Source organism: Aeoliella mucimassa, from assembly GCF_007748035.1.
Taxonomy (GTDB): Bacteria; Planctomycetota; Planctomycetia; order Pirellulales; family Lacipirellulaceae; genus Aeoliella; species Aeoliella mucimassa.
The window spans coordinates 2,512,743-2,525,373 of record NZ_CP036278.1 but is presented as its reverse complement, the minus strand read 5'-3'; the positions used below and the strand labels follow the sequence as shown (position 1 = coordinate 2,525,373).

The window sequence follows — 12,631 nt, the reverse complement described above, 5'->3', positions numbered from 1 at the left end:
TGCGGCTCAACCTCTGCGTGGCCCAACTGGTCGACGTGGCTGTCTTGGGCGATCCATGCCATCGCCACGATGCATCGGCGGGCGACTATCCTTCCGACCTTCTAGCAAGTCCTTTACTCGAACTTCCAGCACATGCATCTCGCTGGATAGGTTACTGGTTTCCTGCAGCTGAGATAGCAACTTCTTCGCTTCTTTCCACGACTCCCTTGCCTCGGCAGGCTCGCGTAAACGGTCGATGACAATGCCGTACTCGACAAGCACAATGGCCTGATCGAACAGGTGGACGCGCGCGTCCGCTACTTCATCGAGCACGCGATACTGTTCGAGCGCTTTCAGATAAGCAGACTTCGCCTGTTCAAGTTGACCAAGATGGTGACGTATATCTCCAATGTGCCGATTCGCCAGCGCGATCTGCTCTCCATACGTGACCTGGCCATCCTCCTGCTCCGCCAACCGGTCGTAGAACGTGAGCATCTCTTCCAGCATGGCCGCAGTAGCGGGAGAGACCGGCGTCCGATCCTGGGGCAAGCGGGCTGCCATCGCCGGATCGGGGGAGAGCTGCGAGTAAATGCGATCGAGCGCCTCGACGGCTAGCTCGTTGGCAGTTTCGGCTCGCTCGCGCTGCTTACGCTCCCCCGCCAAGGCGCTCGCTGTGTGCGCATAACCGATCATGGCGGTCACTGCGACCAGTACCAACAACGCGATGGCCGCACCCGACAGGGCAGCCACGGTTGGATTCCGTCGATGCCACAGCCATAGTCGCTTGAGTGCGGAGGTGCGCCGAGCGACGATCGGCCGATTCTCCAGGTACCGCTGCAAGTCGCCCGCTAAGTCGTCGGCTGATTGGTATCGACTGGCTGGCTCGGGAGCGATCGCCGTTAGGATGATGGTCTCCAGGTCAGTTGGGATGGAGGGACGGACTTGCCGTGGACGAGCGGGCTGCTCGGTAGCAATGCGATGCAATAACTCCGCGCGATTCGCAGCCGGAAACGGACTTTGCAACGTCGCTAGTTCGTAAAGCGTGAGTCCGAGACTGTAGATGTCGCTGCGGTGATCGGTCTCTCCGCGAAGTTGCTCAGGAGCCATGTAAGCCGGCGTTCCCATCATCTCGTCGGAAGCGCTCAACTGCTCGTTTTCCAACGCCTTGGAAAGCCCGAAGTCGGCCACCCACACTTTGCCCTGAGTATCCACCAATAGGTTGGCTGGCTTAATATCGCGGTGCAACACTCCCTGCTGGTGCGCGTACGCAAGGGCTTCGGCGACCTGAACGCCGAGCACTGCAACAGACTCCCAGTAGTTTCGCGGAGAAGCTCCTGGAGTGAGTTGAACGGAACCGCTGAGCGACGCGCTGCTTTGCTCTTCCGAATCACGAGCTTCGCGCAGGTCGTCTTCTGGTTCGATATCCAAAAAGGTCGTAAGCATCGCTCGATCGGCAATCGTCTCTTGCGATGCCGCTATCGATTGCACGATCTCGCTCACGTTTATCTTGTCGTTTACACTCATCGACTGCTCAAGGCGTTTCAAGACTCGGTCGAGTCCCGCCCCCTCGATGAACTGCATCACGAAGTAGTGATACTCGTCCTGATGCCCCACACCGAAGACTGGCACGATATTGGTGTGGTGCAATTTCGCTGCAGTGCGTGCTTCGCGACGGAAGCGTTGCAGGTGACTGGTGTTGTACAACGCCAGCTTTGGCAGCAGCTTCAAAGCAACTCGACGGCCCAACGACTTTTGGTACGCTTCGTACACGATACCCATGCCGCCGCGGCCAATCTCTCGAAGTAGTTGAAAGTCGTCCAAGCACTCTGGTGGGGGAGCTAACTTGATATAACCTTCGCTGGGGACTTTTGATTCCTCGATGGCAGCAATGGCGGGAAACAAGTCGAGAATCTCTTCGGCCAGATCGGGACTTCGCGAGGCATACTCCTCGACCGTCGGCTGTTCTCCGCGCCGGATGCGATCAACAAACTCCTCGGCCAACAGTTCAATTGGCTCGCGTTCTGCGTCCGAGTGATCACTCATCACAATCTCTCTTGCCCCTTCGAGAACAACTACTTCAGATCGTCGCTATAACCGGCTGCTGACATGACGTCTTTGAGTCGACGCAACGCGCGAATGTAGCGGATGCTGGCCGCTTTTGGTTGGATGCCGAGCACCTCGGCGGTTTCGCTATTGGTCAATTCCTCGAAGTGCCGCAGCGCGAGTACTTCGCGATCGATCTCGTCCATCTCTTCGATCAGTTCCTGCAGGCGGCGTGATTGCTCTTCGCGAATGGCTGCCTGGCTGGGCGAAGTAAGCTTGCCCGATAGTTCGACCGCAATGCAACACGAAGTATTCTGCGCTGGATTGGTTGCCTGCAACGATACTTCGCGACCAACATCTCGCTTCTGAGCGCCGTGATGCCGGCGATATAGATCGGCTAAGCATTGAGTCACGATGAGCCGTAACCACACGTACAGCGAAGCGGCCGTCTCGCCCGAGAAGTGGCCGATTCGATCGACCGCTGCGAGATAGGCTTCCTGCAGCACGTCCTCAGGATCAATCCGTCCCGCGAGACGTCGATCGAGACGAAACTGCACCGTGCGAAGCAGACGTGGACGTTGCAATGCAAACACCCTGGCCAGTGCCTGTAAATCGCCAAGGCGAATAAGGCTTACAAGCTGCAAGAGTTTTTCCGGCGGGTCGTTCATATATGGGCCCATCTATCTATAAACGCAAGACGAGTTCCCAATTCTACCGCACGGGACGAATAAACTGGAAAGACTTACTGCACGTACCTCATCTAGGGAAAACCACCCGCTTGCAGCGTTTTTCTCGACATTTCCCGCACTACTGGTAGACGTTGTAGGGTGCTTCGCGTTTAGGGCTAAGGAACGACAGAGAAGCCGAAGTCCGATTCTTGCAATGTGGAACGGACGGGATGCATTCCCCCAAATGACCTCCCAGCAGGAAGAATTATTACAGATGGCACGCCCTTATCTCCAGATCCCCCTACTTTTGGTGGCCTTGATCTTTCATCAGCAGCAAGCAGAGGGAGCAAACTACAACATCGTCGACACTGGGCAATCCACTTTCTATGGGAACGCTGTCAGTATCACAGCTCCCACTTCAGGCAATCCATTCTATGGTCAGGACGCCCAGTTCGAGGGCCATGCGTTTAGCTACTCGGTCAGCAGCGATGGATTATCGGTGCTGGATAACGTGACCAGCCTCACCTGGACTCAAGGTGCCGATTGGAACGGGGATGGTGCGCTTGATGCCGATGATAAAATGTCCTATGCCGACGCACTAGCCTATGTAGCAGTGCTCAATTCGAACAATTACGGAGGCTTCAACGACTGGCGTGTGCCTTCGATTAAGCAGCTGTACTCCCTGATCGACTATCGCGGTACCGATCCGAACACAATGAGTGCTACGCCCGAGTCAGCTACTCCGTTTATCGACGATACTGTGTTTCAGTTTGCTTATGGCGATACTTCGGCCGGCGAAAGAATGATCGACTCGCAATGGGCGACAAGCACCCTTTATACCAGCACCGTCATGGACAATCAGTCGGCGATGTTCGGTGTGAACTTTGCTGACGGGCGCATCAAAGGCTACCCGGCCGACAGCAATGGTGCTGGCAACGCCAAGACTTACTATGCCCGTTTTGTGCGCGGCAATCCTGAATACGGAGTGAACCAGTTTGTCGACAACGGCGATGGTACGATTACCGACGAAGCTACCGAGTTGATGTGGGCTCAGACCGACAGTGGCGAAGGCATGAACTGGCAATCGGCCCTGGCTTGGGCTGAAGAGATGAACGCCGAGAACTACCTGGGGCACAACGACTGGCGATTACCCAACGCGAAGGAGTTGCAAAGCCTGGTTGATTACAGCCGCTCTCCCGATGCAACGAACTCGGCTGCCATCAATGAACTATTCGATGCCACGCAGATCATCGACGAAGCGGGAGAATTGGACTATGCGTTCTATTGGTCGAGCACTAGCTTCCTCAGCTTTACAGGCACTGCCGAAAATGCGGTGTATGTTGCCTTTGGTGAAGGACTCGGAACGATGGACGGCACGACCGTGCAAGACGTCCATGGAGCAGGTTCTCAGCGCAGTGATCCCAAGGCCGGCGATCCAGCCGATTACCCCAGCTTAGGGAATGGCCCTCAAGGCGACGTACAACGCGTATTCAATTACGTGCGATTGGTTCGCGACCAGACAACCGTGCCCGAGCCCTCGACGATTGCGCTCAGCACGTGCGGCCTACTATTAGTTTTGATTGGCCGTTTCCGCCGACACGAAGGAGCAACAGAATGAGTATCCGACAAACACTCTCTTGTTTGATGCTATCGGCGGTTTGTGTTGCACCAACGAATGCCGACGAGCCCACGGCCAAGCTGCCGTACGCGATCGTCGATACGGGACAAACCCGCTGCTACGACGAACGCCGCGAGACGGAGTACCCCAAGCCTGGGGATCATTTCTACGGGCAGGATGCCCAGTATCAAGGGAATGCTCCCGAGTATCGCGACAACGGCGACGGAACCATCACTGATCTTGTGACTGGCTTGATGTGGCAAGCGGATCCCGGCGGTAAGAAGTCGTATGACGAAGCTGTTGCGGGGGCCGCAAAGTGCCAGACCGCAGGCTACCAGGATTGGCGACTCCCCACCATCAAGGAACTCTACTCCCTGATCCAGTTCACTGGTACCGACCCCGATCCGACAAGTCGCGATAGCTCGCGGCTGCGTCCCTTCATCGATACGAACTACTTCCAGTTTCGCTACGGGCAGGCATCCGATGGCGATCGCATCATCGATTCGCAGTGGGCGACGAGCACCGTGTATGTCGACAGGGTCATGTTCTCCATGCCTGCGATGTTCGGCGTGAACTTTGCCGATGGTCGCATCAAAGGTTATCCCACGGGACGAACCCCACGGGGCGATGCTAAAACGTTCTACGTGATCTACGTGCGGGGCAATACGCAGTACGGCGCGAACGACTATGTTGACCATGGCGATGGCACCATCACCGATCGTGCCACCGGGCTGGAGTGGATGAAAGTCGATAGTATCTCGCTTAATGCTGGTCCACGGCACGATGGCAAACTCGATTGGCGCGAAGCACTCGCGTGGGCCGAGTCGCTGGAGTACGCCGGCCATAGCGACTGGCGATTGCCGAACGCGAAGGAACTCCACAGCCTGGTCGACTATGGTCGCTCGCCAAGCACGACCAGCACCGCTGCAATTGATCCAATGTTCCAATCGACCGCGATCCGCAACGAAGGCGATCTGCTCGACTTCGGCCAGTACTGGACCAGCACCACGCACGCCAGTGTGAACTCCGGCGACTCGGCCGTTTATATTTGCTTTGGTCGGGGTCTTGGGTTCATGGCCGCACGAGGCAATTGGACCGGCACCAAACAGTTGCTCGACGTGCATGGGGCAGGGGCCCAGCGATGCGATCCCAAGCTGGGAGATGCCTCGCGGTTCGTCCAAGGTCGAGGCCCGCAGGGCGATGTGGTACGCATCTACAACCTGGTTCGCTGCGTCCGCGGGGGCACCGCCGAGCCAGTCGCAGCGGCCCCTGAGAGCCACACAGCCAATGCTCGTCCTGCCGCCGCTGCAGGACGTCAGCCGCCCTCTGGCGGCGGCAGGGGAGTGCCTGGCGAGCAGTGGGTGCGGCGACTCGACCGCGACGGCGACCATCAGGTCTCTCGCCAGGAGTTCGACGGCCCGGTCCACCACTTCAGCGACTTCGACCGGAACAACGACGGGCAGATCTCACCCGACGAAGCCCCTCAAGGCCCGCCTCGGCGTTAGTACCCTTGGGCCAGCTTGCTGATCGCACAAAAAACCCTGCTTGCGCGAACGCAGGCAGGGTATTGTGTGACGTGAGGTTATGGATCACCAAGTCGACGATCGATGCGAACCACGGCCCAATCGAACCGAAGGTCGGAAGGACATTTCCCCAGACGCTCTAGCGAGACGAAGCGTTTCGCCGTAATCTATGGGGATGTTACTCAGCGCCCGTAGCTCAGCTGGATAGAGCAGCGGACTTCTAATCGATTTCTGTCTCGGAGAAACCCTATAAAAATAGGGGTTTTTGGCCCTCTCGACCTCTCCGAGACCCTCTAAAACCGGCTTTGCGGGTATCGGGGTATCGTCCCAAAATGCCACCCCAGGCCGCCAGCGTGCAGGGTTCTTGCCAGGGGGGCCAGCGTGTTTTTACCTGAGTCTAACCGGCCTGGGGTGGCGGCCCCCAGTATACATGAAAAAACCTCAGCCGCCACGAATGACGACTGAGGCTTTCTCAATAAGCGGCTACCTCGCTTCTACCGCCTGCTTAATTATCTCACGGGCTTCTGAATGTTTGCCTTGCTTGAGTAGCTCCAGGGCTTTCTCGACTAGGGTTGCGGTTTGGCGCATAGCTCTCTCGGGGGGGTTGACAAAAACCCGCAGCCTCATTTGTTACCCTGAGGCTGCGGGGTGGCGGGTGCAGGCCGTAGCATAATTCACACTCTCGCCAATTAGACCCCGGCTGCCGGGACTGACCCTCCCTAGTGGCAGCCGGGGCAGGGGAATTACTCAGCCGATTCAGGATCGGCCAACGTGTCTAGCTGCTCGCTGTTGGCCTCCAGGGCGGCCTCTAGGGCCTCTCGCTGCTGGAGTAGTGAGGCCTGCCGGTTGGTCTGCCTTGCCTCCAGTACCGTGTCTACCTGCTGTAGCAGCCGCTGGGCCTCAGCGGGGCAATGATCGGGCTCGGCAACCTGACGGCGGGCCTTGCTCAATAACACGCGGAATCGTTCGTCGCTCTCTGGGTTCCAGCTTTCATTGCTAATCAACTTATCGAGCACCTCCAGTTTCGGGGCCACGCTCTTGAGGTGGTTGGCCTTGTGTTGCTGGGCTAGCTCTTGCTTCGATTCGCGGTCGATCATGTTTTTCAGATCATACGCAATCGCTTCCTCTTGCGTCATGTTTTTATACGGGTCGCGTTTCCTCTCGGCCTCGGCCTCGGTACTGGCCAGCAGTCGCTCTAGCTGGCTCGGCTCTCTGTCGCGTAGCACTGGCTGCCAGCTATCATCCTCTACCGCTTCCATGTAGTTGCGGTCGTCGCTGGCCTCCAGTCGCTGGTTGAGCCATTCCCGGTCAGTTACTTCCCGGCCCACCCGCTCCGAGAGTGCCGCCCGTGCGGCGGCCTCATACTCTGATTGGCGAGCCTCAGCATTGCGGTAGCTGTCATCGTCGCCAGCCTCATACTCAAAGATTTTTCCGTCTGGCGTTGTCATTCGCTTTTTCATGTTTTTCCCCTTGTTCGATTTTTTGGATTTCGATTTCGCGTTTGCGAAAATCGCGGATTAAATACGCGGCCTCTAATAGCCGCTGTTTCTCTTGCTCTGTCATGTGTTTCCTCCAGCGCTGAATAAAAGGTGCCGCCCCACGCGATGCCACTACGCGGGGCGGCGGTGGCTCGCCGTACACTTAACAAACCGCCAGTGTAAAAAACGGCGGTACGGTAAGAGCCAGGAGATTTGTAGAGCCACCCCACGCGAATAACGCGGGGCGGCTGGCCGCCGCGGCGGCATGTATTGGACCTCACAACCTCTGGTGACTACGAGTCTTGAGGCTGTGAGGCTTGCTGCTATAGACAGCCCAAGCGTTAGCAGTTGGCCAGCTTCGCCAATTGCTGGGCACGACGCTTGTTTTTAGAATACTCTCGCATGCGGGCTAGGCGGGCCTGATACTTGGGGCTGTTGGCCTCTTTCATGCGTTTCCAGTAGGCCCTATCGTGACCGCGCTGGGCCTCTCTGGCTTTCTCATTAGTCAGTCGGTCGATTTCAGAGCTACAGCTTTTGCCCCACCAGCCTCTAACGATCAGAGCAATATAAGTTACTGAGAAGCCCTGATCCCTTTTGAGCTTTGCGTAGCCCCGCCAGCCTTCACCGAATCTTAGGTAATCGGGCTCTTGGTCGAACACTATGTAATGTGCAGTGTGCAAATCGAAGTAGGCGGCCAGACTCCAAATTAATTGATTTACTGTAATCAATTCGCGTGAGCATTCCTCATACGCGAATGGGGTGATGCTGCTGGGATCGGGGAGGCAGGTGCGTTGAAAGGCCGCGACTATCGCGGGGTGGTGGTTACTCATCGCCCCGTGCTGCCTCCCAGTGTCGCCTAAACGTATCGCGTTGATCCTTTGTCAGGTTATCAAAATTGATTCCTGATACCGGCAGACTCAATTCACGGGCTCGGCTGTCCAGGGCCTCGATTCCGTCAAGCGGATCGACAAACCAGCCTAGGTGCTGGGTTCTGCCATCGTGCGTAATCCGGGCTTGCCATTTTTGCTTGCGACCGTGCCACGATAGACCCGTAACGCCGCTGGTGCCTCTAGGCTTGCGGCTGGGCTTGGCTTTGGGCTTGGGCTTGGCTTTCGGTTTCGGCTGAGGCTTGGCCAGCTTCAAGTTTGCTCGCTGGCAATTCAATTTGTTGCCGTCGATGTAGCTAATGCGTTGGTGGGGCTTGGCTCTCAGAATCAGGCGGGCTAGCGTTTCAGTGCCACGCTCGCCATTCCTGACCACGCCATTACGCTGGTGCCAGTACCACCCGCCCAGCATCAAGCTAGCCCAATTGAAGTCATCATCATCCAGCAAGACTGGGTGCGGGTAGTTATTGAGTGCTAGTTGTTGCATCCTCCTGCCTCTCTGCCAGCCATGTGGCGATTGTGGTATCGAGCCAGCGTACCGACCGGCCAACCCGGAATGGTTGCGGTAGCTCGCCAATCTCTAGCCAGCGGTAGATTGTGTTGCGTTTGACCTGGAGCAACTCTGCTAGCTGCTTTACAGTGATAGTCATGGTGGCACCTGCCTTTGCTGGGGTATGCCGGAGAGCCCGGCGAAGAAAAGTCAAGAGGGTATATGCAATGCGCGTGCCAATCATTCCCTCTATAAGTATTATAGGTCCAAATTCCCCTCCCTATATGTATTATAGACTCTTTTTTCGCGCTACGTTTCTAGTATAAGCCGTTTGCTGGAAACGACTTATGACTTTTAGTAAAATCGGAAAAAAGTGAAAAATAGTTACGACCGGCACAGCCGGACGCCTCACAGCCTCTCTAACGCATCGGATTCCAGGCGGCTATAGGTGAGTGCCTGATTTGATTTGGGGCCCTCAGGCGGCCTCTCAGAGCCTCTCAGGGCATATCCAGGCTACGCACCTTGCCAGGGGTGCCCAGATTCACCACTAAGTACTTCTCTCGGCATTAGACCCAATCAAAAAAAGAAGTACTTAGGAGTGAGGCCCCGCGGTGCTGCCATTATGGCACGGCCCAGGCCCCGCCTGGGCGGAATTGCGACCGCCAGCGCCTGCCATTCTGACAGCCCCTGCACTCCTAGGTACTTCTCCCAGGGCATTGCACCCGGGGGAGGGGGAGGCAACTAGTCCTATTACTATTTTGCAAAACGCTTATTTTCTCTAATTTCTTATCTTCCACTGACTTAAGTACTAATTTTACTAGGGTTCAAGAGAGTATAGTCTATAAATATAGTAATAAATTAACAAAATCAACCTCCCCAAGCCTCCCTCAGCCTCCCCAGCTATTTCTGGCGAAACTGAAAAAGAGACTATATTTACTGATAGTTTTTGATTTTTTGGGCCGAGGGAGGTTGGCCTCTTGCACCTCCCTCAGGTGGGGAGCTTTGCCCAAGTTGCCCCCTCCATGGAGGGACCACGCGTGCGGTCGGCCGCACGATTTTGGGTCTGGGAGGCCTGATTCGGGGAGGCCTGGGGAGCAGCCTCCCTAAATCCTGGGGTGCAAGGGGAGTTGCCTCCCTCGATGCAACCTGTTGCTATATATAGAGTTACGGCAATTCGCGCAAATGGCCTGGGGAGGAAGTACTTAGAATTCCCTGTTTGGCCGACGCAGCAAAGTTGTACATCAGTACAGTGTATATACGTTCACGGCGGCGGAATAATCCTCTCGACTTATACAATCGTTACCCTCGGATAAATCGCCACAACCCCACCACCCCGCAGAACCGTCAAAACCGGCCCTATCGTTACAATCGGCCTCTCTCCGCGCGGTTTCCCGCAAAATGGCGGCCCAAGATTTGCTGCTCCGCGCTGGCACGCAACTTGCTAAACAACAAAAAACCCGGCTCGGGGCCGGGTTCAGAGGGTCAGATTGTGGCCCCAGGCGGGGCTACGCCAGCAATCGCCGCACGGCGGTAGGGCTCCAGGCCTTGCCGCGGCGGGTCAGAATACCCCGCCCGGTCAGAATGTCGGCTATCTCTTGCAGCGTCCTACCGGCCTCCCTGAGGCCTCTGGCCACGGGCAGGATATCGGCCTTGTGTCGGTCAGCAGCCGCCACGTTGGCCGCACGGGCCGCGGGTGCCGCCGTGGTAATGAGGTTGGATTGATTGCCCAGCTTGACGCCTCTGGCCTTAGCGGCTGCCAGGGCGGCCTTAGTCCGCTCGCTGATTCGCTGGGCTTCATCCTCAGCCACGGCGGCCAGAATGTGAACCGTCAGCCTGTTGGCGGTCGGGTTGTCGCACGCCACGAATTCGACGCCCGATTCCATTAGAGCGGAAACAAACGCCACGTTGCGGGCCAGCCGATCTAGCTTGGCGACAACCAGCGTAGCCCCCAGCCTCTTGCATGCTGCCAGGGCCTTAGCTAGCTCTGGCCGTTGCTTGCTCTTGCCAGACTCGACCTCAGTAAAACTCTCGACCGGCTGGCAGTAGTTGCTAACCGCTTGCTGCTGGGCTTCAAGGCCTAGGCCAGACTGGCCTTGCTTCTGAGTAGAGACACGATAGTAAGCGACAAATTTCATAGGTGAATACTCCAGGGGTGTACTCAATTATACATTCTAAAACGTGCGTTCGATGGAATGTCAAAACGAAACGGCATTATGTCTCCCTAGTATAAACACGCCAGCGCGGAGAATTGGGCGATATAGAGTAATTGCACTAACCCTACCTCAGCAGCCCCGCTACCTCTCGACCTCACACAACCAACAGCCACGCTACAAGAAATACCCCAGGTGCTGTGCCCCGTGCTGGCTCGCTGCTGGTGGGGGCTTGCTGGCAGCGTGGCCGCGTGGCTCTGGCTGGCCTGTTGTTTGGTGGTGCTGCTAGCCGCGATGGCTAGAGTTGCTCAGCGTCCCCGGCTGACGTACAGGGAGCGAGAGTCCCAGTGGTAGAGAGGTAGAGAGGTCAGAGGTAGGGGTACCGGGGGTGGGTTTGATTTCGCCGGTGATGAGAAAGGTATTGGCTGTAGGGGTTGGTACGCCCTATCCTCTGACAGAGAGTTGTTTTTCTGTTGGGGACTCTAGGGGTTGGCTATTCCCCGAAGAAACGGTTAATCACTCCAAGAGCTTTCGCACGCTTTATACCACGGTTGTGGCCTTCGACCCCTTCGTCGCACGGGGGTGCGGTCGGTGATTCCAGTTGATCGCACAGCATTGTGATTATTGCTTTCATTACCCCAGTATCTTGAGCTACCTTGCTCAGTTGATCTTGCAGCTTCTCGGTGTTTTCTATTTCGGACGGAAACTGGTTCAGAGAAACGGGTTCGGTTTTGCGTTCCATGGCTTTTTCCTTTTGCGCAGGCGGGAGCGAGTAATATAACTGTGCGAATTGTACCGTCCTCCCTGTGCGATTCGTAGCCTATGCTTGGAGTATGACTACCCGCCAGCTACGAAATTGGCTTACCGAGCACCTCAAAGAGGCAGAGCCACTCGACCACGAATCGACGATGGCAGACCCCAGGGGCGTGGCGACGTTCGCCGCCAAGAAATTGGGACTGCTGGGGCATGGCCGCGGCGAACTACTCGCCAGGGCTGGCTGGGTCGAGACAGCCGCGGATTGTGCGGCGGTGCTGGTTGACTGTCTGGCCTCGCTGCCGAGCGACGGCCCCGCCGATCCTGACACGCTCTCCCCTAGCGACGTGGCGAGAATCTTGGGGGTTGATGCTGATACCGTTCGCGGCTGGATTCGCAACAACGAATTGCGGGCGGCCAACATTGCCAACGGCAACCGGCCTCGCTGGATCATAACAAGGCAAGAGCTAGACTCGTTTCTGGCCAACCGACAAGAGCAGCCAACCACGGCACGGCGGGCTAGTCGATTTTGATTTTACCTCGATACCACTGGCGAACGTAGTTGCTACAGGTTTTCAACGATCGGTCAAAAACCCGCTGCCGATAGATGGCCGCCATATTGGTAGCTGCGGGTGTATGGCCCATGATTGCATCGACTACCGATTGATTAACCGGGGCGGCCCCTGATACTGTCTCGAATGTTCGCCTGAGGCTGTAGAACGTGGTTATCTCTTTTCGATAGATATCGATGGCTCTGGTTAGCTTGCGGAATTCATAGGCAATCGGATTCGCCCGCCCCTTGCCTATCCAGGCGTTGCCGTATTTCGTCACGAATACCGGGCCTAGATCGCGGTCGCCTATTACTCTCTGTAGTGCGGCAACTGTCTCTGGCCAGAGCGGGCAGCGGCGTTGAATCTGAGTCTTTGGCCGCCAGTAGTTGTGCCAGCCGTCGCCCAGGTCTAGGGCTTCAATGGGCAGGGAGGCACAATCGTCATTACCGAAACCGCAGTTGATACCGAGCAAAATCATAGCCCGCAATGGCCTT

The 12,631-nt window shown here is 56.7% G+C and carries 13 protein-coding genes; 3 read left to right on the top strand and 10 right to left on the bottom strand.

Features of this window, described 5'->3' with window-relative positions; genetic code table 11:
- Positions 1–6: 6 nt before the first annotated feature.
- Both Pan181_RS10165 and Pan181_RS10160 read right to left on the bottom strand, forming a co-directional pair.
- Entirely contained in the window at positions 7–2,022 is a 2,016-nt protein-coding gene (locus Pan181_RS10165) for a serine/threonine protein kinase (RefSeq protein ID WP_145246710.1), read from the bottom strand.
- Positions 2,023–2,051: 29 nt separating this feature from the next.
- On the bottom strand, positions 2,052–2,690 hold the full coding sequence (locus tag Pan181_RS10160) for a sigma-70 family RNA polymerase sigma factor (RefSeq protein WP_145246709.1): 639 nt from the start codon (positions 2,688–2,690) through the stop codon (positions 2,052–2,054).
- A gap of 274 nt (positions 2,691–2,964) precedes the next feature.
- Between Pan181_RS10160 and Pan181_RS10155 the strand changes: the two genes are divergently transcribed.
- Together Pan181_RS10155 and Pan181_RS10150 are read left to right on the top strand one after the other, a co-directional pair.
- Positions 2,965–4,308 (top strand): Lcl C-terminal domain-containing protein, encoded by a 1,344-nt coding sequence (locus Pan181_RS10155; RefSeq protein WP_197529130.1) that lies wholly within the window; start codon positions 2,965–2,967, stop codon positions 4,306–4,308.
- Complete coding sequence (locus Pan181_RS10150; protein ID WP_197529129.1) at positions 4,305–5,813, top strand: Lcl domain-containing protein; 1,509 nt, start codon at positions 4,305–4,307, stop codon at positions 5,811–5,813. The genes Pan181_RS10155 and Pan181_RS10150 overlap by 4 nt, the downstream gene beginning before the upstream one ends.
- A gap of 761 nt (positions 5,814–6,574) precedes the next feature.
- On the opposite strand, the gene Pan181_RS10145 is transcribed toward Pan181_RS10150, so the two are convergent.
- From Pan181_RS10145 to Pan181_RS10120, 7 genes are all read right to left on the bottom strand, one after another.
- Positions 6,575–7,279 carry a hypothetical protein gene (locus Pan181_RS10145; protein ID WP_145246707.1) on the bottom strand — a complete coding sequence of 235 codons (705 nt, stop codon included), beginning with the start codon at positions 7,277–7,279 and terminating at the stop codon, positions 6,575–6,577.
- A complete protein-coding gene (locus tag Pan181_RS26065; protein ID WP_197529128.1) occupies positions 7,251–7,394 on the bottom strand; it encodes a hypothetical protein in 144 nt (47 codons plus the stop codon). Before Pan181_RS26065 ends, Pan181_RS10145 begins: the two co-directional genes overlap by 29 nt.
- 256 nt (positions 7,395–7,650) lie before the next feature.
- Complete coding sequence (locus tag Pan181_RS10140; RefSeq protein ID WP_145246706.1) at positions 7,651–8,139, bottom strand: hypothetical protein; 489 nt, start codon at positions 8,137–8,139, stop codon at positions 7,651–7,653.
- Positions 8,132–8,680: a hypothetical protein gene (locus tag Pan181_RS10135; protein WP_145246705.1), complete on the bottom strand. Its 549-nt coding sequence runs from the start codon at positions 8,678–8,680 to the stop codon at positions 8,132–8,134. Before Pan181_RS10135 ends, Pan181_RS10140 begins: the two co-directional genes overlap by 8 nt.
- The gene (locus Pan181_RS27005) at positions 8,658–8,843 is read right to left on the bottom strand and encodes a helix-turn-helix transcriptional regulator (protein ID WP_145246704.1); all 186 of its coding nucleotides are present in this window, start codon (positions 8,841–8,843) and stop codon (positions 8,658–8,660) included. The genes Pan181_RS10135 and Pan181_RS27005 overlap by 23 nt, the downstream gene beginning before the upstream one ends.
- Positions 8,844–10,188: 1,345 nt before the next feature.
- On the bottom strand, positions 10,189–10,818 hold the full coding sequence (locus tag Pan181_RS10125; protein ID WP_145246703.1) for a recombinase family protein: 630 nt from the start codon (positions 10,816–10,818) through the stop codon (positions 10,189–10,191).
- 508 nt (positions 10,819–11,326) lie between these two features.
- Positions 11,327–11,575: a hypothetical protein gene (locus tag Pan181_RS10120; protein WP_145246702.1), complete on the bottom strand. Its 249-nt coding sequence runs from the start codon at positions 11,573–11,575 to the stop codon at positions 11,327–11,329.
- Positions 11,576–11,741: 166 nt separating this feature from the next.
- On the opposite strand from Pan181_RS10120, the gene Pan181_RS10115 reads away from it, so the two are divergent.
- Positions 11,742–12,119, top strand: a complete 378-nt coding sequence (locus Pan181_RS10115) for a helix-turn-helix domain-containing protein (RefSeq protein WP_197529127.1) — start codon at positions 11,742–11,744, stop codon at positions 12,117–12,119.
- Here the strand turns inward: Pan181_RS10115 and Pan181_RS10110 are convergent.
- Entirely contained in the window at positions 12,106–12,615 is a 510-nt protein-coding gene (locus Pan181_RS10110) for a site-specific integrase (protein ID WP_145246700.1), read from the bottom strand. The two genes, Pan181_RS10115 and Pan181_RS10110, sit on opposite strands and share 14 nt — an antisense overlap.
- Positions 12,616–12,631 lie beyond the last annotated feature (16 nt).

What these genes read in the sequence shown, in the direction of transcription:
- Pan181_RS10160 (WP_145246709.1), bottom strand. Translation starts at nt 2,690, where the DNA reads ATGAACGACCCGCCGGAAAAACTCTTGCAGCTTGTAAGCCTTATTCGC.
- Pan181_RS10110 (WP_145246700.1), bottom strand. Translation starts at nt 12,615, where the DNA reads ATGATTTTGCTCGGTATCAACTGCGGTTTCGGTAATGACGATTGTGCC.
- Pan181_RS10145 (WP_145246707.1), bottom strand. Translation starts at nt 7,279, where the DNA reads ATGACAACGCCAGACGGAAAAATCTTTGAGTATGAGGCTGGCGACGAT.
- Pan181_RS10140 (WP_145246706.1), bottom strand. Translation starts at nt 8,139, where the DNA reads ATGAGTAACCACCACCCCGCGATAGTCGCGGCCTTTCAACGCACCTGC.
- Pan181_RS10150 (WP_197529129.1), top strand. Translation starts at nt 4,305, where the DNA reads ATGAGTATCCGACAAACACTCTCTTGTTTGATGCTATCGGCGGTTTGT.
- Pan181_RS27005 (WP_145246704.1), bottom strand. Translation starts at nt 8,843, where the DNA reads ATGACTATCACTGTAAAGCAGCTAGCAGAGTTGCTCCAGGTCAAACGC.
- Pan181_RS26065 (WP_197529128.1), bottom strand. Translation starts at nt 7,394, where the DNA reads ATGACAGAGCAAGAGAAACAGCGGCTATTAGAGGCCGCGTATTTAATC.
- Pan181_RS10155 (WP_197529130.1), top strand. Translation starts at nt 2,965, where the DNA reads ATGGCACGCCCTTATCTCCAGATCCCCCTACTTTTGGTGGCCTTGATC.
- Pan181_RS10165 (WP_145246710.1), bottom strand. Translation starts at nt 2,022, where the DNA reads ATGAGTGATCACTCGGACGCAGAACGCGAGCCAATTGAACTGTTGGCC.
- Pan181_RS10135 (WP_145246705.1), bottom strand. Translation starts at nt 8,680, where the DNA reads ATGCAACAACTAGCACTCAATAACTACCCGCACCCAGTCTTGCTGGAT.
- Pan181_RS10120 (WP_145246702.1), bottom strand. Translation starts at nt 11,575, where the DNA reads ATGGAACGCAAAACCGAACCCGTTTCTCTGAACCAGTTTCCGTCCGAA.
- Pan181_RS10125 (WP_145246703.1), bottom strand. Translation starts at nt 10,818, where the DNA reads ATGAAATTTGTCGCTTACTATCGTGTCTCTACTCAGAAGCAAGGCCAG.
- Pan181_RS10115 (WP_197529127.1), top strand. Translation starts at nt 11,742, where the DNA reads ATGGCAGACCCCAGGGGCGTGGCGACGTTCGCCGCCAAGAAATTGGGA.